Annotated in this window: 15 protein-coding genes; 5 read left to right on the forward strand and 10 right to left on the reverse strand. The window is 62.7% G+C overall.

Features of this window, described 5'->3' with window-relative positions; translation table 11 throughout:
• Window positions 1-57 precede the first annotated feature (57 nt).
• The 4 genes from C2L64_RS41290 to C2L64_RS41305 are packed head-to-tail and all read right to left on the reverse strand — an operon-like array spanning window position 58 to window position 8,549.
• Window positions 58-4,227, reverse strand: coding sequence for a sulfite reductase subunit alpha (locus tag C2L64_RS41290; protein WP_007588802.1), 4,170 nt, complete (start codon window positions 4,225-4,227; stop codon window positions 58-60).
• A 21-nt stretch (window positions 4,228-4,248) separates the two neighbouring features.
• Window positions 4,249-4,596: a nitrite reductase small subunit NirD gene (gene nirD, locus C2L64_RS41295; protein ID WP_007588800.1), complete on the reverse strand. Its 348-nt coding sequence runs from the start codon at window positions 4,594-4,596 to the stop codon at window positions 4,249-4,251.
• 46 nt (window positions 4,597-4,642) lie between these two features.
• Complete coding sequence (gene nirB, locus C2L64_RS41300; RefSeq protein ID WP_086910693.1) at window positions 4,643-7,213, reverse strand: nitrite reductase large subunit NirB; 2,571 nt, start codon at window positions 7,211-7,213, stop codon at window positions 4,643-4,645.
• A 34-nt stretch (window positions 7,214-7,247) separates the two neighbouring features.
• The gene (locus C2L64_RS41305) at window positions 7,248-8,549 is read right to left on the reverse strand and encodes an MFS transporter (protein WP_007588798.1); all 1,302 of its coding nucleotides are present in this window, start codon (window positions 8,547-8,549) and stop codon (window positions 7,248-7,250) included.
• A 450-nt stretch (window positions 8,550-8,999) separates the two neighbouring features.
• Here C2L64_RS41305 and C2L64_RS53655 point away from each other — a divergent pair, with 450 nt between their 5' ends.
• Window positions 9,000-9,161 (forward strand): hypothetical protein, encoded by a 162-nt coding sequence (locus C2L64_RS53655; RefSeq protein WP_158660559.1) that lies wholly within the window; start codon window positions 9,000-9,002, stop codon window positions 9,159-9,161.
• Between the two features lie 104 nt (window positions 9,162-9,265).
• Here the strand turns inward: C2L64_RS53655 and C2L64_RS41310 are convergent, their stop codons facing one another.
• The 3 genes from C2L64_RS41310 to C2L64_RS41320 form a co-directional block, all read right to left on the reverse strand.
• Window positions 9,266-9,553 (reverse strand): hypothetical protein, encoded by a 288-nt coding sequence (locus C2L64_RS41310; protein WP_007588797.1) that lies wholly within the window; start codon window positions 9,551-9,553, stop codon window positions 9,266-9,268.
• Window positions 9,553-10,536: a hypothetical protein gene (locus tag C2L64_RS41315; RefSeq protein ID WP_007588796.1), complete on the reverse strand. Its 984-nt coding sequence runs from the start codon at window positions 10,534-10,536 to the stop codon at window positions 9,553-9,555. The genes C2L64_RS41310 and C2L64_RS41315 overlap by 1 nt, the downstream gene beginning before the upstream one ends.
• Window positions 10,537-10,636: 100 nt before the next feature.
• Window positions 10,637-11,560 (reverse strand): LysR substrate-binding domain-containing protein, encoded by a 924-nt coding sequence (locus tag C2L64_RS41320; RefSeq protein WP_086910691.1) that lies wholly within the window; start codon window positions 11,558-11,560, stop codon window positions 10,637-10,639.
• Window positions 11,561-11,668: 108 nt separating this feature from the next.
• On the opposite strand from C2L64_RS41320, the gene C2L64_RS41325 reads away from it, so the two are divergent.
• Both C2L64_RS41325 and C2L64_RS41330 read left to right on the forward strand, forming a co-directional pair.
• A complete protein-coding gene (locus tag C2L64_RS41325) occupies window positions 11,669-12,751 on the forward strand; it encodes a tartrate dehydrogenase (protein ID WP_007588794.1) in 1,083 nt (360 codons plus the stop codon).
• Between the two features lie 170 nt (window positions 12,752-12,921).
• Window positions 12,922-14,232 (forward strand): MFS transporter, encoded by a 1,311-nt coding sequence (locus C2L64_RS41330; protein WP_007588792.1) that lies wholly within the window; start codon window positions 12,922-12,924, stop codon window positions 14,230-14,232.
• Between the two features lie 38 nt (window positions 14,233-14,270).
• Here C2L64_RS41330 and C2L64_RS41335 read toward each other — a convergent pair whose 3' ends face one another.
• On the reverse strand, window positions 14,271-14,450 hold the full coding sequence (locus tag C2L64_RS41335; RefSeq protein ID WP_035996074.1) for a CsbD family protein: 180 nt from the start codon (window positions 14,448-14,450) through the stop codon (window positions 14,271-14,273).
• 149 nt (window positions 14,451-14,599) lie between these two features.
• Window positions 14,600-17,794: an EAL domain-containing protein gene (locus C2L64_RS41340; RefSeq protein ID WP_039901537.1), complete on the reverse strand. Its 3,195-nt coding sequence runs from the start codon at window positions 17,792-17,794 to the stop codon at window positions 14,600-14,602.
• Between the two features lie 486 nt (window positions 17,795-18,280).
• Here C2L64_RS41340 and C2L64_RS41345 point away from each other — a divergent pair, with 486 nt between their 5' ends.
• Window positions 18,281-19,144: a GNAT family N-acetyltransferase gene (locus C2L64_RS41345; RefSeq protein ID WP_086908644.1), complete on the forward strand. Its 864-nt coding sequence runs from the start codon at window positions 18,281-18,283 to the stop codon at window positions 19,142-19,144.
• 4 nt (window positions 19,145-19,148) lie between these two features.
• On the opposite strand, the gene C2L64_RS41350 is transcribed toward C2L64_RS41345, so the two are convergent.
• Window positions 19,149-20,015, reverse strand: coding sequence for a 3-hydroxybutyryl-CoA dehydrogenase (locus C2L64_RS41350; RefSeq protein WP_007577377.1), 867 nt, complete (start codon window positions 20,013-20,015; stop codon window positions 19,149-19,151).
• Window positions 20,016-20,199: 184 nt separating this feature from the next.
• Between C2L64_RS41350 and C2L64_RS41355 the strand changes: the two genes are divergently transcribed.
• Window positions 20,200-20,628: a hypothetical protein gene (locus C2L64_RS41355; protein ID WP_007577378.1), complete on the forward strand. Its 429-nt coding sequence runs from the start codon at window positions 20,200-20,202 to the stop codon at window positions 20,626-20,628.
• The last annotated feature ends 117 nt before the right edge of the window (window positions 20,629-20,745 follow it).

Below are 20,745 nucleotides of genomic sequence, written 5' to 3' on the forward strand. Positions count from 1 at the left end.
GATTTAATCGGAAATGCTTGACATTACATAAAGGTTGCGGGCAGGCGCCCGCCCGCTTCAGTACACATCCCGCACGTAGCGCCGGTCCTTAGTCATCGCGCCAACGTATTCCTCCGCGCGCTCCGCGCTCAGCCCGCCGTGTTGCGCGACCACTTCCTTCAACGCGGCATCGACGTCCTTCGCCATCCGGCTCGCGTCGCCGCACACGTAGAAGTGCGCGCCCTCTTCGAGCCACGCCCACAGTTGCGCACCCTGCTCGCGCATCCGGTCCTGCACGTAGACCTTGTCGGCCTGATCGCGCGAGAACGCCAGATCGAGCCGCGTCAGCAGTCCGCTTTGCTGCATGCTTTCGAGTTCGTCGCGATAGTAGAAGTCGGTTGCCGCATGTTGTTCGCCGAAGAAGAGCCAGTTGCGCCCTGTCGCGCCGCGTGCGCTGCGCTCGTGCAGGAAGCCGCGGAACGGCGCGACGCCCGTGCCCGGCCCGACCATGATCATTGGCGTGTCGCCGCTGCGCGGCGGACGGAAATGCGCGGACTTTTGCACGAAGACAGGCACGCTGACGTCGTGCGCGCGATCCGCGAGAAACGTCGACGACACACCTTTGCGGTTGCGCCTGCCGTTGTTGTAGCGCACAGCGGCCACCGTCAGATGGACCTCGCCCGCATGCGCCTTCGGGCTCGATGCGATCGAATAGAGCCGCGGCTGCAGACGCTTGAGCACACCGAGCAACTCGCTGGCCGACAGATCGGCGGGAAACTCGTGCAGCACGTCGGCGAGTTGCTGGCCCCATAGCCATTGCTTCAGATCGGCCTTGCGCTCATCGGCGAGCAGCTTCGCGAGCGCATCGTTGCGGCTGCGCGATGCGATCAGTTGCAGCGCTTCCGCGCTCGGCCGCGCGATCTCATAGTGCCGCGCCAATGCCTCGGCGATCCGCATGTCGCCGACACCCGTCACATGCACCGACGCGTCCGCCTTCACGCCCGACAGATCGATCAGTTCGTCGACGAGTTCAGGGCAGTTTTTCGGCCACACGCCCAACGCATCGCCCGCTTCGTATTCGAGGTTCGAATCGCCGATCGCCAGCGAGAAGTAGCGCGTGTCCTTCGTGCCATTGCGATTGAGGCGCAGATTGTCGACGAGCCGCGACTGGGCGGGACTCGTCTTCGACGGCGTCGCGCCAGGCAGCACGGAGGGAATCACGCCTTGCGCGGGCACTTCGTATAGCAACGCGTCGTCGGCCTTGATCTTCGCGATCACGGCTTCGAGCCACTTGTCGGCGGCCGGCTGAAAATCCGTGTCGCAATCGACACGCGCATGCAGCCGCTTCGCGCCCAGCTCGGCGAAGCGATCGTCGAGCTTGCGGCCGTGGCCGCAGAACTGGTCGTAACTGGGGTCGCCGAATCCGAGCACCGCGTATTGCTGATCGACGAGGCGCGGCGTGCTGTCGGCCTGCAATGCGTTCCAGAAGCTCTGGCCATTGTCGGGCGCGTCACCGTCGCCGAACGTGCTCGTCATCAGCAGCACGTATTTGCTCTGCGCGAGCGCGGCGACGGGCATGTCCGCCATGCACGACATGCGGATTTCGAAGCCGGACTCCATCAGTTGCGTCGCGTATTGCTCGGTCAGCGATTCGATGTTGCCCGTCTGCGATGCCCACAACAGCGCGACCTTGGGCCGTGCGTGCGCGATGCGCACAGCAGGCCCGCCGACCGCTGCGGGTTGCGTAACGGACGTCAGCGCCATGCCGGATTCCGGCGCACGGCTGAAAAGACCCGCGAGCATGCCGTCGAACCAGAGCCGCGCATTCGCCGACAGCGGCGCATTTGCAGGCAACGCGGGCACGCCCCGTGCCTCGCCCTGCGACGAACGCAAGCCGCTAACGAAACCCGCCATGTAGAGCCGCGCCGTGTCGTCCAGCGTCGGCGCGGGCGTGTCGGTGATGCCGAGCATGGCGGCGAGAGCGTCGATACGGGACATATCCAGTTCCTGTGGCTGACGGACCATCGCGATGGGCATTTCCTTCGCGACGGCCGGTGCTTCTTCAGTGTCGTGTGGCAGGGCTTCGACGACATCGGCTTCGACGCGCGCCAGCGCCACCGCGCAGAACTTCAGCTCGGGCTGCTGCGAGATCGCGTCGATTGCGTCGCTCGTCACCGCGTTGATGCACAGGTCGTCGCCATATACGTCGTTCCAGTGCATCGGCGCAAAGCAGTTGCCGGGGCGCACGCGCTCGGTGACGATGGCGGGCAGCACGGCGCGTCCCCGGCTCGAGCGCACTTCGACGCGGTCCTTGTCGCGCACGCCAAGCGACGCGGCGTCTTCCGGATGCAGTTCGACGAAGGGCGCAGGGTTCAGACGGTTGAGCATCGGCACCTTGCCTGTCTTCGTCATCGTGTGCCATTGATGTTGCAGGCGGCCCGTGTTCAGCACGATCGGGAATTCCGCGCCAGGCATCTCGGCGGGATCGACATGCGGACGAGCGAAGAACATCGCCTTGCCGCTCGCGGTCGGAAACACGAGCGCGGGGCGCGTGCCGTCGGGCAGCACTTTCAGCGTCTGGCTCACGCCGTCGTTGAGATAGCGCAGCGGGTTGCGGTCGGATGGGGCATCGGGCGCGCACGGCCATTGCAGCGGCGTCTCACGCAGGCGCGCATGGCTCGCGCCGCGCAGGTCGTAGCCCGTCTTCGGGTTCGACACGCGCGCGATTTCATCGAACACCTCGGCCGCCGATCCATACGTGAACGCGTCCGCAAAGCCCATCTCGCACGCGACGCGCGCAATGATCTGCCAGTCGGCGAGTGCGGCGCCGGGCGGATCGATGGCCTTCTGCATCAGCGTCATGTTGCGCTCGGAATTGATCATCACGCCTTCCGCCTCGGCCCACAGCGCGCCGGGCAGCAAGACGTCGGCGTAGCGATTGGTCTCCGTGTCGAGGAACGCGTCCTGCGCGATGACCAATTCAGCGGCCTGCAATCCGGCAATCACGTTCTGCCGGTTCGCGACGCTCGCCACCGGGTTCGTGCAGATGATCCAGCACGCCTTGATGTCGCCTGCCGCCATGCGCGAGAACATGTCGACGGTGCCGTTGCCGAGCTTCGTCTTGAGCGTGCCGCGCGGCACTTGCCACAGGTCTTCGATGAACGCGCGGTCTTCTTCGACCAGTACGGAGCGCTGGCCCGGCAAGCCCGGACCCATGTAGCCCATCTCACGCCCGCCCATGGCATTCGGCTGACCCGTCAGCGAGAACGGGCCGCTGCCGGGACGGCAGATCTTGCCCGTCGCCAGATGCAGATTGCAGATCGCGTTCGTGTTCCAGGTGCCGTGCGTGCTCTGGTTCAGGCCCATCGTCCAGCAGCTGATCCACTCGGGCGCGTCGCCGATCCATTGCGCGGCCTGGCGGATGTCGGCCTCGGGAATGCCCGTGAGCGCGGCGACTTTTTCCGGCGTGTAGTCGTCGAGGAACGCGGGCATCGTGTCCCAGCCTTCCGTGAACTCGCCGATGAAGCGCGCGTCGGTACGGCCATTCTTATGCAGCAGATGCAGCAGGCCATTGAGCAGCGCGAGATCGGTGCCCGGCTTGATCTGCATGAACAGATTCGCTTTGTCCGCCGTCGTGTTGCGGCGCGGATCGACGACGATCAGCTTCGCGCCCGCCTTCACGCGATCCATCATGCGCAGAAAGAGGATCGGGTGGCAGTCGGCCATGTTCGCGCCGATCACGAAGAACAGGTTGGCCTTGTCGAAATCCTGATACGAGCCGGGCGGGCCGTCCGCGCCCAGCGACAGCTTGTAGCCGCTGCCCGCGCTCGCCATGCACAGCCGCGAGTTCGACTCGATATTGTTGGTGCCGATAAAGCCCTTCGCGAGCTTGTTCACGAGGTACTGCGCCTCGATCGACATCTGCCCCGACACGTAGAACGACAGCGCGTCGGGACCATGCTCATCGAGAATCGCGCGCAGACGGCGGGCGGTATCGGGAATCGCGAGATCGGCGGGAACGGGAATCGGATCGGCGTCGCGCGTGCGCCGCTCGAACGCGCTTTCGAGACGGCCCGACTTGCGCAGCGCGACATGCGCCGACTGACCTTTCGTGCAGAGACGCCCGTAATTGGTCGGATGATCCTTGTCGCCGGAAATCTTGACGACCTGCCCCTCCTCGACGTGCAGCACCATGCCGCAACCGACGCCGCAGTATGGACAAACCGTCTTGATGTTCTCGCACGCCATCGTCAGAGCCCGTTCAGTAGATTACGCCGACACCCACACGTGTCCGTCTTCGACGCGTGCTGCGAATGCGCTGACCGACTTGTCGGGCGCTTCGAGGCATTCGCCCGTGCGCAGATCGAAGTGATGCTTGTAAATCGGCGAAGCGACCACGATGCGATCGCCGAGGCTGCCGATCAGTCCGCGCGACAGCACGGCCGCCTGCGATGCAGGGTCGAAGTTGTCGATGGCGTACACGCCGCCGCGCTCGCCTTCGACGCGAAACACGGCGACCTGCTCGCCATTGACGAGCGCGCAGACGCCCGTGTTCGGCACGATGTCGTCGAGCGTGCAGATGGACGTCCAGGTGGTCGGCAAACGGTCGTTGTTCATGTCGATCTCCGTACTATCGATGAGTGAATGACGTGGGTGCGTCTGGTCAAACCGTTTCCGCGGTTTCTGTCGATTGCGTCGACTGCTCGACGACGACGGGAATGCGCACGGGCCGCTGGCGCTCTTCGGGCATGGCGGGCCGGATCTGGCCGCGCGTCGGGACGAAACTGACGTTGTCGTCGGCGCTGTCGCTGTTGACGAAGTGACGGAAGCGCTTGCGCGTTTCGGGGTCGGTGACGGCCTTCTTCCACTCGCATTCGTACGTGTCGACCACGTGCTGCATTTCCTCTTCGAGTTCCGCCGCGATGCCGAGCTTGTCGTTGATGACAACATCGCGCAGATAATCCAGTCCGCCTTCGAGGTTCTCGCGCCACACGCTGGTGCGTTGCAGCCGGTCGGCCGTGCGCACGTAAAACATCAGGAAGCGGTCGATATAGCGGACCAGCGTTTCGCGGTCCAGATCCGAAGCGATCAGTTCAGCATGGCGCGGCTTCATCCCGCCGTTGCCGCACACGTAGAGATTCCAGCCCTTTTCCGTCGCGATGATGCCGACGTCCTTGCTTTGCGCCTCCGCGCACTCGCGCGTGCAGCCCGACACCGCGAACTTGATCTTGTGCGGCGAGCGCAGACCCTTGTAGCGGTTCTCGATATCGATCGCGAGGCCAACGGAATCGTCGACGCCATAGCGGCACCATGTCGAGCCCACGCACGATTTCACCGTGCGCAGCGACTTGCCGTACGCATGGCCCGATTCGAAACCGGCGGCGATCAGCTCTTCCCAAATCAACGGCAACTGTTCGACGCGCGCGCCGAACAGATCGACGCGCTGCCCGCCCGTGACCTTCGTATAAAGACCATATTTCTTCGCGACCTGACCGACTGCGATCAACCCGTCCGGCGTCACTTCGCCGCCCGGCATGCGCGGCACGACGGAATACGTGCCGTCGCGCTGGATGTTCGCGAGGTAGTAGTCGTTCGTGTCCTGCAGGCTGGCGTGCTCTTTCTTCAGCACGAACTCGTTCCAGCACGATGCGAGAATGCCGGCGACGGCGGGCTTGCAGATATCGCAGCCAAGGCCGTGGCCATGCTTGTTTAGCAGCGCGCCGAAAGTCTCGATGCGCTCGACGCGAACGATGTGATACAGCTCCTGACGCGAAAACGGAAAGTGCTCGCACAGATGATTGTTGACGGCGAGACCTTGCTTCTTCATCTCGGCCTTCATCACCTGCGTGACGAGCGGCACGCAGCCGCCGCATGCCGTGCCAGCCTTCGTCGCGCCCTTCACGTCGCCGATGGTCGTCGCGCCGGCGCAAACGGCTGCGCAGATCGCGCCCTTCGAGATGTTGTTGCACGAACAGATCTGCGCGCTTTCGGGCAAAGCATCGACGCCGAGTGCGGGCTTCGCGTTGCCGTCCGCTTGCGGCAGGATCAGAAATTCCGGCGACTCCGGCAACTGGATGCGGTTCAGCATCATCTGCAGCAGCGTGCCATATTCGCTCGCGTCACCGACCATCACGCCGCCGAGCAGAAACTTGCCACAGTCGGACACGACGAGCTTCTTGTAGACCTGCTTGCGCTCGTCGCTGAACTGATACGTACGGCTGCCCGCCGTCGCCGCGTGCGCGTCGCCGAGGCTCGCCACATCGACGCCCATCAGCTTGAGCTTCGTGCTCATGTCAGCGCCCGCAAATGCGGCCTCCTGTTCTCCGAGCAACTGCTTTGCCGTCACGCGCGCCATTTCGTAGCCCGGCGCAACGAGCCCAAAAATCTGGCCGTTCCACAGCGCGCATTCGCCGATCGCGTAGATGTCGGCATCGCTAGTGCGGCAATGATTGTCGATCACAATGCCGCCGCGCGGGCCCACTGCGAGGCCGCTGGCGCGCGCGATCTCGTCGCGCGGACGGATGCCCGCGGAGAACACGATCATGTCGGTGTCGAGATGCGTGCCATCGGCGAACTGCATGCGGTGCGTGTCGTCTTCGCCGTCGACGATTTCCAGCGTGTTCTTCTGCGTATGCACGGTCACGCCGAGTTCTTCGATCTTGCCGCGCAACACTTTGCCGCCGCCGTCGTCGACCTGCACGGCCATCAGACGCGGTGCGAATTCGACGACATGGGTTTCGAGGCCCAGGTCGCGCAATGCCTTCGCGCATTCCAGACCGAGCAGGCCACCGCCGATCACGACGCCCGTCTTCGAGCGCGCGCCGCATTCCTGCATCGCTTCGAGGTCTTCGATCGTGCGGTAGACGAAGCAGTCCTTGCGATCCTTGCCCGGCACGGGCGGCACGAATGCATACGAGCCGCTGGCGATCACAAGCTTGTCGTACGAAAGCGTTTCGCCCGTCGAGGTCGTCACCGTGTGCGCGTCGCGATCGATCGATACGGCCTTCGCGTTCAGGCGCAGGAGCATGTCGTCGCGATCGAAGAAGCCGGGGGCGACCAGCGACAGATCGTCGGCGGACTTGCCCGAGAAGAACTCCGACAGATGCACGCGATCGTAGGCGGGACGCGGCTCTTCGCACAGCACGGTAATGTCGAGGCGCGCCGTGGCTTGTTCCGCGAGGCATTCGAGCAGTTTGTGGCCGACCATGCCGTGGCCGATAACGATGACTTTCATGTCGCCGATCCTGTCAGAGAGGGGATTCATTGATTTAATTCGTTGCGCCGAGTGCGGCATCGCGGGCGGTGTGTTCGGCGGAGAAGCGCACGGCGATCGCGCAGATCGCGGACGCGCTGACGAAGCCGCCGAGCGTCAACAGCGTTTGATGCAGGTCGCCCATGCCCTTCGCCAGAAAGCCCGCTGCCACCGCGCCGACATTGCCGCCCGCGCCGACGATTCCCGCGACGCCGCCGAGCGCCTTGCGATCGATGAACGGCACGAGCGCGTAGGTCGCGCCGCACGCCATGTGCGTGAAGAGACCGAACAGCAACATCGCGATCACGGCGAGCGCCGCGTGGTTTGCCTGCGAGAAAAGCAGCAGGCCGACGCCTTCGCCGGCGATCAGCGCGAACAGCAGCATCGAGCGCGCGGACAGTCCGCGACGCTTCGCGCCCCAGTCCGACAACAGACCGCCGAGCGGGCGCGCGAAGATCGCGAGCAGACCGAAGCTGCCCGCCGCGAGACCGGCGTCGCGCAGCGACAACTGGAAATGATCGACGTAATAGATGGCCGCGACGTTGTGGATGAACACCTCGACGCCGAAGCACGCGGCGTAGGTGACGAACAGCATCCACACGCGATAGTTGCGCGAGGCCGCGAGCAGGCTCGCCCAGCCGCCTTTCTTGCCGCTATCGACGGCGATGCCGCGCGCGCGCAGTTCCGTGAAATTGCCTTGCGGGCAGTCCTGCGTGAAGCGCCAGTAGAGCGCGGCCATGATGGGCATCGCTATGCCCGGCAGCACCAGCGTCAGACGCCATGCGTCGCCGTTGCTCGCACCCAGCGCGACGGCGCCGGCGAGCATCAGCGGCACGAGTATCTGCGCGGCGCCTGCACCTGCATTGCCCCAGCCTGCACTCGTCGCGTTCGCCGTGCCGACCACGTTGGGCGCGAACATCACCGACGTGTGATATTGCGTGATCACGAAGCTCGCGCCGACCGCGCCGATGCCGAGCCGGCACAACAGGAACGTTGTGTAGCTGTGCGCAAGCGCCGCGCCGAGCACGGGCAGCGCTCCGACCATCATCAACGCGACGTAGACCTTGCGCGGACCGAAGCGGTCGCACATCGGACCGACGATCAGACGCACGAGAATCGTGATCGAGACGGCGGCGATGTTGATGTTCGCGACCTGATCCGCTGTGAGGTGGAACTCCTGCTTGATGAGCGGCATCAGCGGCGCGCACGCGAACCACGCGAAAAAGCAGACGAAGAACGCCATCCACGCGAAGTGGAAGGCGCGCATGGCGGGCGTGCGCCAGTTCAGCAGATCGATCGATGTGGCTTTGTCGGTCATGTTCCAGGCCTGTAAACGACTACGGCGTCCCGCGAATCGGGTGCGAGACCAGATTCAGGGGACGCCGTTGTCCAAAATTCGTCGGTGCGTGGGGATGCTGCTTTGCGGCTCGTCGTTGAGCCGCGATGTGGGGTTTATCGCAAGGTGTGTGCCATGTGGGCTATTCGTGGCGCGGAGGCTTTGCTGGATTGGGTTTGCGAGCGGTTTGCGGGTTTGACTGCGAGGTTGTCCGCTGATTCATGGTGAGGCTTGCCGGCACTTTGCTGGTGCAGCGCAGCACTGTGGGCGTGCGTGGAGGTAGCGCGGATGTGGTGCGGATTTCGTCGGTTGCGGGACAAGGGAGTGTCGCGTTGTTTGCGCTCCGCGAGCGTCGCGCGAGCCTTTGCACTGTTTGACAGATGCGTCAGCCACTGCTGCCAGTTTTCGTGTTCCGCAAACGAGGAACACGCTATGAGCAAAGAACGAAGCGAAGAAAATCTTTCTCCGCGCGATAAGGAGATCGATGCGCAGGCCGCGGCACTGAAAGCCCGCCTGGAAATCGCCCTATCGATGCTTGAACTGCACCAGGACCGGCTGCGTGAGCAGGACGAGCTAATAAGGGCGACGAGGTAACTGGATAGTATGTGAATATCTTCAATAGAAACTCGCCAATTGTGGCAAGCCTCCAACCCCGAGTCTTGATATCACTAGTCATTGACACGTTCGGCTAGTCGAATTCAAGGACCGACATCTTGATCGGGGAGCGTCGGCTGCTCCAGCTTTACCGTTACCAGCGACTTTAACGCTGGATGATAAATCGCGAGAACGTTGAGCGCTGTGATCCCTAGCCGACGAGCTACCTCTTCGCCCAACTCGTCTCCGATGGCGGATAGTGGCCAGTCTGCAACGACTGTCGACTCTTTGAACGACTGAATGTCGGAATCCTTGACGACGAAGACGGATAGTTTTTTTTCCGCATCGTCGTAAGACACAACGAAAGAACTTTTAGGGAGTGGATGTTGCATCAATGCCCTCGACACTGGTTATAAATCCCGAATGCATTCGCCTTGCAAGATACATATGTGTATGGATCACCCGTCATTGCCGCATAAAGTTTGCACTGCTCCAGACGCGCCTCGTATTCGGCAAAACATTCCGCCTCCTGCACTTCGCTTACACCGCGCCCGGCCATCGTCAATACGTTATCACTCTCAGGCAATACATCGAGTTTGAAGGACTGCGCATCGCTGAATCGAGTCGAACCGTCCGAGCCTTCTTCGTCAACGGCGAAATGGTCTGCCGCGTTGTTGGCATGTATTGGCATGCCCTCGGCATCACTATTCTTCGAGCAAATGCCGGCTGTGAGCGCCGCCATCTCCGCCCACGCCGCCTTCAACTGCGCTTCCCGCGTAGCAGGATCGTATGGGCCTCTCAATACCGGCTCGCCGTTCGACACCGGCGGACCGGGACCGGCATTCTCGAAAGCGGCCCATTTTCCCCGGCCGAATCCGCCAGCGCTGCTGAACCCACTACCATTCGACGACCATCGCTCCGGCGCACAATCCGGGCGCATCACTCGCGGCAGAGCACGCCATTCCCGGTTGATAACGGGCACGAGTCGCCCCGTAGCAACCGCTTCCCGCAGCGCTTTTTCGATACCTTTGTTATCGATCGGCAAGTTCCAGTGCACAACATCCAGCAGATCGCGCAGAAACGAACGTACGACATCAAGTTCACGGTTACCGGTCGCCGTCCGCAGGTCCGAGCACGGCCGAAAGTAAAGATCGAAGTCGCGCTTATCCCGTTCGCGCTGTTTGCGCGCCTCTTCTTCCGCTTCGCCTCCAGCGTCGATCCGGAATGAGCACGACCCGTCGCGCGTCCAGCTATCCCGTCCGCCTAATGACGGCGACCTTCGCAGTTCCCGCGACAGCCGCCGATACTGCCACGCGGGATGCAGCGTACATTTCCACCCATTCTCCAGCGGTACATCGAGCGTATTCCATTGCATAGATATCCGAATCAATCTCTGCAGAAAGAGACGGTATATCTAGCATGAAACTCAAGCCACTCTGTAAAACAAGGTAAAGGCGCAACGGACGCGCCGCCGCTCAATACCCTTCCCGCGCCTCCCTCAACTCCCCCGCAATGAAATCGACAAACGTCCGAATCCGCGCCGACATCTGATGCCGTTGCGAATACACGGCAAAAATATCGGCACCCGGCGTCTCATACCCAGGCAGCACCTGCACGAGCCGCCCATCCGCAAGATACTCATTGATATCCCACTCCGCGCGCATCAGAACACCGTGCCCTTCGAGCGCCCACTTCACCGCGATCTCGCCGTCATTCGTCGTCAGATTGCCGTTGATGCGCACCGCCTCTGTCTTGCGCGCAGCGCCGCGCCCCGTCGCGAGCCGCCACACGCCATACGCTTCGTCGCCCTGCCGTATGCCGATGCAGTTGTGCCTCACCAGTTCGTGCGGGGTGAGCGGCACCCCATACTCGGCGATATACGAAGGCGCCGCGCATAACAACCTGCGATTCGCCGCAAGCCGTCGCGCGACGACGCGGGTATCGGGCGGCTCGCCGAAGCGGATGCAGACGTCGAAGGCGTCGTCGGTGAGCGGCGGAGGCGTAACGGACAACTGCAACTGCACTGCGACCTGCGGATAACGGTTCACGAAACGCGAGATCGCCGGCGCCACATGACTGCGCCCAAACCCAAGCGTCGCATTCACTCGCAGCAACCCCTTCGGGCTCTTCTTCGCGCTGCCCAGCAGTTCGGACAATGCGTCGATCTCATCGAGTATCCGCCGCGCGTGCTCCAGGTACACCTCGCCTTCGGGCGTCAGCATCATCCGGCGCGTCGTCCGGTTCACGAGCGGCACGCCCGCGCGCTGCTCCATCTGCGTCAGACGCTTGCTCACGGCCGCGGGCGTCAAACCCAGTTCGCGCGCCGCCGCGCTCAGGCTGCCTGACGCGGCGAGCGTCGAGAAAAAGCTCAGATCGGTCGCTTGAACGGTCTCGGTCACGGCTCGATTTGTGAATTGAAGTTAAAGATGCTTTGAGTTTAGCACCGGTTACTGCGCTTCCAGTTAGGTACAGTCAGCTCCATTCCAAATCAATTGAAGGAGCGAGACATGAACACCTATCGCATTGCGACGATCCCCGGCGACGGCATCGGCAAGGAAGTCGTGCCGGCGGGCAAGGAAGTGCTGGAAGCGCTGGCGCGTACCAGCAACAGCTTCAAATTCGAGTTCGAAAACTTCGACTGGGGCGCCGACTACTACCGCGAGCACGGCGTGATGATGCCCGCCGACGGCCTCGACGCGATCCGCAACAAGGACGCCATCCTGTTCGGCTCGGCAGGCGACCCCGACGTGCCAGATCACGTGACGCTGTGGGGCCTGCGCCTGAAAATCTGCCAGGGCTTCGATCAATACGCGAACGTGCGGCCGACGCGCATTCTCCCCGGCATCGACGCACCGCTGAAGCGCTGCACGCCCGAAGACCTGAACTGGGTGATCGTCCGCGAAAACTCCGAGGGCGAATATTCGGGCGTCGGTGGCCGCGTGCATCAGGGTCATCCGATCGAAGCCGCCACCGACGTCTCCATCATGACGCGCGCCGGCGTCGAACGCATCATGCGCTTCGCGTTCCGTCTCGCGCAATCGCGCCCCCGCAAGCTGCTCACCGTCATCACGAAGAGCAACGCGCAGCGCCACGCGATGGTGATGTGGGACGAAATCGCACTGCAGATTTCGAAAGAGTTTCCGGACGTCAAATGGGACAAGGAACTCGTCGATGCGTCGACGGCACGCATGATCAACCGCCCGGCATCGCTCGACACCATCGTCGCGACCAACCTGCACGCCGACATCCTGAGCGACCTCGCCGCCGCGCTGGCGGGCAGCCTCGGCATTGCGCCGACGGGCAACATCGACCCGGAGCGCCGTTATCCGTCAATGTTCGAACCGATCCACGGCTCAGCGTTCGACATCATGGGCAAGGGTCTCGCGAATCCGATCGGCACGTTCTGGTCCGTCGTGATGCTGCTCGAGCATCTCGGCGAATTCGAAGCCGCAAAGCGTGTGATGAGCGCAGTCGAAACCGTCACCGCGGACCCGTCGCTGCATACGGGCGATCTTGGCGGCAAGGCGACGACGGCGCAAGTGACGGCAGCCGTCTGTGCGCTCGTCGAAAAGGTACCCGTAGCCGCATAACGCGCATGCAAATCCGTTGTCGCGCGGCTTTCGCCGCCGCGACAACGGGCGCAGCGAAAGGCGCGCCCAAAGGCTTCACGCACACAACAACAACTGACCCGCAAACGGCAGACAACGCGTGAAGCCTGAATTGTCCGGCACAGCCGGCTCAACCTCCAAGGAGGAGACACATGCAACCCGAACTCGAATCGCGAGTATCGCGCAAGCTCATGCTACGGATCATTCCGTTCGTGATGCTGCTCTACTTCGTCAGCTTTCTCGATCGTGTCAACGTCGGTTTCGCCGCCATGACGATGAACAAGGCAATCGGTCTTTCGCCGACGGCATTCGGCTTCGGCGGCGGGCTGTTCTTCATCGGCTACTTTCTGTTCGAAGTGCCGTCGAATCTCATCCTGCATCGCGTCGGCGCAAGGCTCTGGATCGCGCGCGTGATGGTGACGTGGGGCATCGTGTCGGCGGCTTCGGCGTTCGTCACGGGACCGACCAGCTTCTATGTATTGCGCTTCGTGCTGGGCGTCGCGGAAGCGGGCTTCTTTCCCGGCATCATCCTGTATCTGAGCCTCTGGTTTCCGGGCAAGCAGCGCGCGGCAGCCGCTGCATGGTTCATGGCCGCTGCGCCGATCTCGACGGCCATCGGCTCGCCGATCTCCGGCGCGATCATGCAGTTGCCGCCGATGTTCGGCCTCGCCGACTGGCAATTGCTTTACATCATCGAGGCCGTGCCCGCCGTCGTGCTCGGCTTCGTCGTGTTGAAGTTTTTGACCGACACACCGTCGAAAGCGCACTGGCTGAAGGACGACGAGCGCGAATGGCTGATCGCGAAGCTCAAGGCCGAAGCCGACGAGCGCAAAGGTCACTCGGGACATACGGCGGGCGCGCTGAGTGCGTTGCGCGATCCGCGTGTGCTCGCGCTTGCATTGATCTACTTCGGCACGTCGGCGGGTTTGTATACGCTTGGTCTGTGGGCACCGCTCATCATCCGGCAGTACGGGTTCAGCGCGCTGCAAACGGGCCTGCTGGCGGGCATTCCGAGCGTCCTTGCGGTGATTGCGATGGTGTTGTGGGCGCGGCACTCCGACCGGACTGAAGAACGCACGTGGCACATCGTCATTCCTTGCGCGCTGGCGTGCATCGGCTTCATCTTCGCGGGTCAGGCAGGTACTGCGCTCTTGATCGTGCTCGCACTGGTGGTCGTCAATGTCGGCATCAGCGCGGCGAAGGCGCCGCTGTGGGCGATGCCGAGCATGTTCCTCTCAGGCGCAGGCGCCGCAGCGGGCATCGCGATGATCAATTCGGTTGGCAATCTGGGCGGCTTCGTCGGTCCGTTTGCGATTGGCTGGCTCAAGAACGTGACGGGAGGATATGCAGCAGGCCTGTACGTGGTCGGCGCGACGCTGGCCGTCTCGGCGGTCGTCACGCTGATGCTGAGCCGCAAGGCCGCGCAGCAACCCGCCACTGCCTGCATGCGGCACGATCATTGATCGTTTCTAAATGAACACGGGCCGGTCCGACGGAAACGTCACCGGCCCATCCTTCTGATCTTCTCCTTCCCGTCGCCGAACGCTTTGCGAGCCGTCCCCGTAGCCTGTTGCAAATCGCCCTTCAGTTGCTGCGTGCGATTGCCCGTTACCTTGCCGACCACCTCGTTGACCTTGCCCTTCACCTGCTGTGCAACCCCTTTGATCTGATCGCGGTTCATGTCGCTCTCCCTGTCGATTAGCGCATAGGCGCCATCGGAGTAAGTGACATGCAATTCACGCGCCAACGCTTGCTGTAGCCGTGTAGCGCGTTTCAAGCCCGGCACGAAAGCGTTTTCATGACAACGCGCCGGTAACTTATACCAACGCATCATTCGACATCCGCCGCAACCCGCTGCGCGGCCCACGTCTCCAGTTCTTCAGCCGATATCGCCGGCGAATACAGGAATCCCTGCAACTCATCACAACCGATGCTACGCAGCGTGTTCGCTTCGTCCTCGTTTTCGACGCCCTCCGCGACCACGCGCAGACCCAACTCATGCCCAAGCTCGATGATCGCCTTGATGACGGCCAGATCGGCCGGCGCATCGAGCATGTCGCGAACGAACGCCCTGTCGATCTTCAATCGATCCAGCGGAAAACGGTTCAAATAGCTAAGGCTCGAATAGCCCGTGCCGAAATCGTCGAGCGATAGCTTCACGCCAAGCGCGCGTATCGCGCGAATCGCTTCGAGATAGTTCTCCGCGCTATCCATCAACACCGTTTCAGTGATTTCGAGTTCCAGCCGCTGCGGCGCGACGCCATGCATCGCGAGACTGCGCCGCAACGTGTCGACGATATCCGCGTCGCGCAACTGGATCGCCGACAGATTGATCGACATGCGCAACTCGCCCATCTCGTCGTCGCGCCAGCGCGCGAGTTGCCGGCACGCTTCGTCTATCACCCATGCGCCGATCGGAATGATCAGCCGCGTCTCTTCGGCGATGGGAATGAACTGCGCGGGCGTCACCGCGCCGAGTTGAGGATGGGTCCAGCGCAGCAAGCCCTCGACACTGACGAGCGCGCCCGTTTGCGCATCGAGACACGGTTGAAAAGCCAGCCGCAGTTCGTGCCGTTCGATAGCTGTGCGCATGCAGGCTTCGAGCGTGAGCCGCTGGCGCGCGCGCTCCGCCATATCCGGCGAGAAGAACTTCACGAGGTTGCGCCCCGCTGCCTTCGCCTGATACATCGCGGCATCGGCGTTCTGCATCAGCGTTTCGATGTCCGTGCCGTCGTCGGGATAGAGCGCGACGCCCGCGCTGCACGCGACCTGCAGCGTGACGCCGCCGATCGCATGCGGCTCGCGCACGAGCGGCAGCAGACGTTCGTCGATGGTGCGCGCAACATCGGCCGCGCTGCCCGCATCCGCGAGAATCATTGTGAACTCGTCGCCGCCCAGCCGGCTCACGGTATCGCTGCTGCGCACGGCCTGCACGAGACGCCGCGAAACGGAACGCAGCAAGCCATCGCCGATATGATGGCCGAGCGAATCGTTGATGTCCTTGAAGCGGTCGAGGTCGATGAAGAGCACGGCCACGCGTTGTTGAGCATGCTTCGCGTGTTCGAGCGCCACGCCCAGCCGTTTCGTGAAGAGCGCGCGGTTCGGCAATTCGGTCAACACGTCGTGCTCGGCGAGAAACTCGATGCGCGCCTCGCTTTTCTTACGGTCGGTGATGTCGATCAGTGTGCAGATGTAGTGCGACACGCTGCCGCGTTTGTCGCGCACCGCGCTGATCATCAGCCACGCGGGATAATCGCCGCCTTGTCGCCGCCGGATCTGCGCTTCGCCGTTCCATGAACTCGAACGGTCGACAAGCGTCGCGAGCGCCGTGATCACCGCGCCGCCATTCGCGCCAGCGACGATGAACGCGGGCGGCTGGCCCGCGATATCTTCTGCACGGTAACCCGTCGCGCGATAGAACGACGCGTTGGCCGTCAGCAAACGCCGCTCCTGGTCGAGGATCAGGATCGCTTCGGAAGAAGCCTCGAATACCTTCGCCCACAGTTCGAGCCGCTGCTCCATCAGCTTGATCTGGTTGATCGGCGTGAACGCCGTCAGCACGGCGTCGCGGCCCTGGAAGTTCAGACGCCGCGCGGACAGCATCGCCCACGTCGGTTCGGTGCTCGCTTTCCAGCGCACCTCGAATTCGTCGACGGCATCGCGATCGGACAACTGCTGGAAAAAGCGCGCGCGCACCGACGAATCGAGACCATACGCCCACGGGTCGGTCGTGACGCCGTTGAGCCAGTACAGCGCGGGCTGGTTCGCGTGCAGCACTTCATGACCGGGCACGGCCGTCACCATCATCGGCACGGGCGTCGATTCGACGAGCGAATGCTGCGCGGCGGCCGCGCGCGCCGTCGCCGCGAGTTCCTTCTGCACGTCGCGCTCGCGGTCGAGCTGTTCGAGCATTTCGTTGAAGCCGCGCACCAGTTGACCGATTTCATCCTGGCTGTGCCAGCTTGCGCGCACGGTGTGATCGCCCGTTCTGCGCACCGTGTCCATCACGCGCGCAAGCTGGCGCAGCGGCCGTGAAATCTGCTGCGCGACGAAATACACCATGCCGAGAATGCTGCACAACAGGAAGAGCGCGGTGCCCAGATGCAGCCACATGCGCGAGAAGAGTCCGCGCACGCGTGCGTGCAACAGATCGTCGAGCTGATCCGCCGTGCTGCGCCACGTATCCTGCACGCTGGCTACGAGCGTCTGCTGCTGCACGTCGACGATCGACAGCAGCGTGGGATCGACCTCGCCGTTGCTGTCGACGATGATGCGCGCCGCGTGCCGGTACGATTCGACGGCCGTGAGCATGCGCGCCATCGACGGCCCGAGCGTCGAATCGAGCGCGTGATTGGCCGCGCCCGCTTCGGAAAAGTCAGAGCGCAGACCCTGCAGCACGGCATCGAGTTGCCCTTCGAGCACGAGATAGCGCGTGCGCAGTTCGTCGTGCGAGCGCACGGCGTGCACGCCTTCGTGCCCTTCGTGTAATTGCCGGCCAATCCGGTTCACGGATTCGAGCAGCGCTGGATAACGCAGGATCGACAGCGACATCGCGTAGTAGCTGTCGAGGTCGGGATCGAGAATCAGGTTCGACTGATTGCCGACGCGTGTCACGAGTTCGCGGCATGCTTCGAGCGCTTCGTTGATTTGCGCGGCAGTAGGCTGCGCTTCGCGCGCCAGCACGTCCAGCGCGGCGCGCACGCGCGCGTTCAGCCCGGCGCTTTCAAGATGCGCGCCGTAGCGCGCTTCCGTGCTGGCGAGATCCGTTTGTGCATTCTTCAGGCGGGCAGCGGGTGGACGCTGTCCCGCGCCCGCCATCGCTACGTCGATCAAGGCATCGCGCACGGTGCCGATATACGCGTTGCCGACGATCTCCTTGTTCGAGAAGTCGATCGAAATGTACTTCTCGTGAATGAGGATGCCGCTGATGTACACCACAGCCGTCAAATCGAGCAGATAGATCAGCAGCAGCTTGCGGCCCACGCGCAGACGCGCAAGCAGACGGAAGATTGGATTGCGCTTCATGGCATGCGCGCCGCCGCGTACGACATCGAACGAGTCACACATCACTCCCGGTCAGTGGAAGGTGAAAAACAGGCCCGCACGCCTCGATAAGGCCGCTCGCCACTACGGCATATCGGCGCATCGTATCGCGACTTTAGCGTTTGCTGAATAATCCCTTCGACGGTGCGCGAATGCTGCGCGCAGGTGCAGAAAACAAGGGGTTTTTAGTCGGTTCGCACCAAGGTATGTCACGCGTTGCGCGTATTGCTTAAACCGCATCGAGCATATGCAAGAGGTGGTCCGTACACCCGACCGCAGGGGTCTTCGCCAACACATGAACCGCTAGGCGCAACGCGGGATAGATATGCATCAGCCGTTCATATTCGACTATTGCTTTCGCGAGTTCATGACGGCGCAACGACTTTCGTGCGAACGTGAAAACGGTTTTGGCTGCATGATATGTGTTCGCATGTGAGCAGATGCACCCGGCTGCGACAAGGAGACATCATGAACGAAGCGACGGACGCGCCGCGCGACTTCATCGTTCGCACGATGAACGCCGATGAAGTGAATCTCGCCATCGAATGGGCCGCGCATGAAGGATGGAATCCAGGCTTGCACGATGCGCACGTCTTTCGTGCCGCCGACCCGGACGGGTTCTTCATCGGCGAATTGCAAGGCGAACCGGTCGGCTCGATTTCAGCCGTCGCCTACGACGCGCATTTCGGCTTCATAGGCCTGTATATCGTGAGGCCGGAGTTTCGCGGCAAGGGACTCGGCTTGCGCATCTGGCAGCATGGCATTGCGTATCTCGGCAAGCGCAACGTTGGACTCGATGGCGTGGTCGCGCAGCAACCGAATTACAGGAAGTCGGGATTTCAGCTCGCGTACCGGAACATACGCTTTCAGGGTGTGGCCGAGGCCGACGTGACGAACCACCCTTCACTCGTCGATGCGCACCAGTTGCCTTTCGACAAGCTGGCCTCGTATGACCAGCGGTTCTTTCCCGCGCCGCGCGAAGCCTTTCTGCGCGCATGGACCGATCAAGCGGATGCCGTCGCGCTCGCAAGCGTCCGCGAAGGCCACATCAGCGGCTACGGCGTGCTTCGCCGATGCCGCGAAGGACGAAAGCTCGGACCGCTATTCGCCGACGACGCGCAAACAGCCGAAGCCCTGTTCACTGCGCTCATCGCGCACTGCCCCGGCGAGACCGTCGCGCTCGACGTGCCCGAGCTGAACACGGCGGCCATCGCGCTCGCCGAACGGCATCGTTTGACGAGCGTGTTCGAAACGGCGCGCATGTACACGAAGCGCGCGCCGGACATACCGCTTGCGCGGCTTTATGGCGTGACTTCGTTCGAACTCGGTTGATGCATCAGTGCTTCGGATCGTAGCGATACACGCCGTGTCCCGTCTTGCGGCCCAGACGCCCTGCCGCCACGAGTTCGCGCAACAGCGGACACGCGCGATATTTCGAGTCGCCGAAATCCTTCAGGAACACATCCATCACCGACAGGCACACGTCCAGTCCAATCAGGTCCGCGAGCGCGAGCGGCCCGATCGGATGATTCGCGCCGAGACGCATGCCCGCGTCGATCTCTTCCGCCGTCGCGATGCCGTCCGCCAGCACGAAGAACGCCTCGTTGATCATCGGCACGAGAATGCGGTTCACCACGAAGCCCGGCGCATTCTTCACGCTGACGGGCGTCTTGCCGAGGCGCTCGGTCAGCTCGCGCACGGTGGCCGCCGTGTCGTCGCTGGTCTGCACGCCGCGAATCACTTCGACGAGTTGCAGCAACGGCACCGGGTTGAAGAAGTGCATGCCGACGAAACGTTCCGGCTTGCCGAGCGTCGCGGCCAGCGCGGTGATCGAAATGGACGACGTGTTCGACGCGATAAGCGTCTCGCCGCTCACGACCGATTCGATCTGCCGCAGAATGCGAATTTTCAGTTCGGTGTTTTCGGTTGCCGCTTCGACGACGAGGTCGACGCCTGACAGGCGTTGATAGTCGGTCGAGGTCTCAATGCGCGTGAGCGCCGCATCGCGCGCCGCCGCTTCGATCTTGCCCTTCTCGACGAGCTTCGCGAGACTCGACGTGAGCGCCCCGATGCCCTTTTCGAGCGCGGCGTCCGTCACGTCGATCAGCACGACCTTCAACCCTGCCACCGCCGATACCTGCGCGATGCCGTTGCCCATCGTGCCCGCGCCGACGATGCCGATTGTTTCGATCCTGTTTGCCATTGCTGCTCCTTTTCTCCTGATTTGCGCTGAGTCATATCGGTGCGTTGCACTGCACCATGGGCGATACGATACCTGTTTCTCGCGCGCATACGTGTGAAAAAGGGATGGCAGGCTGTCGCACGCTCCACGCGCCGGGTAGGGCCGGCGGTTATATCATCGGAAAAATTTCATTGAAGGCCCCGCCATGCAGCCGGTCGAACTGAACCCGAAACGCAAGCGCGAAAACCCGCTCGTGTGGATTTTCGAACCTCTCGAACGCGACCCCGAATACTCGCGGGAACGGTTCTTCAACTTTCAGGCGGCGTATCTCGACGGCCTGCTGTATCTCGCGGTGGCAAGCGGCAATGAACCGTGGAACGGGCTGGTGGTGTGTACATCGCATGACCGGCAAGCGGGGTTGCTCGATGACTTCCCTGCGCTCGCGCCGCATCCGGTGCTCGGTAAGTGGCTGTATGTGTCGCAGACGAATCCCGAGTTCGAAACGGTTGCGCACGAGATGGTTGCGCTTGCACGCGAGCGCGACCCGCGCATGGGCGTGCTGCCCGGCAAGCGCAAGCGGTCGCCCGATGTCGTCGAGATGAAGTCCTCGTCGCGGAAGAAAAAGGCGCAGTAGCGCTTTCCCGCGGTACGCTCCGCCCTCCTTTTGCAAAACTGAAGTTGCCGCCGAAGGCGTTGGCGGAGGTAGCGGTGCGGCAGACTGGTAGTTGCGTTTTTGCGCAGGCAAAAAAAG

Source organism: Paraburkholderia hospita (genome assembly GCF_002902965.1).
Taxonomy (GTDB): Bacteria; Pseudomonadota; Gammaproteobacteria; order Burkholderiales; family Burkholderiaceae; genus Paraburkholderia; species Paraburkholderia hospita.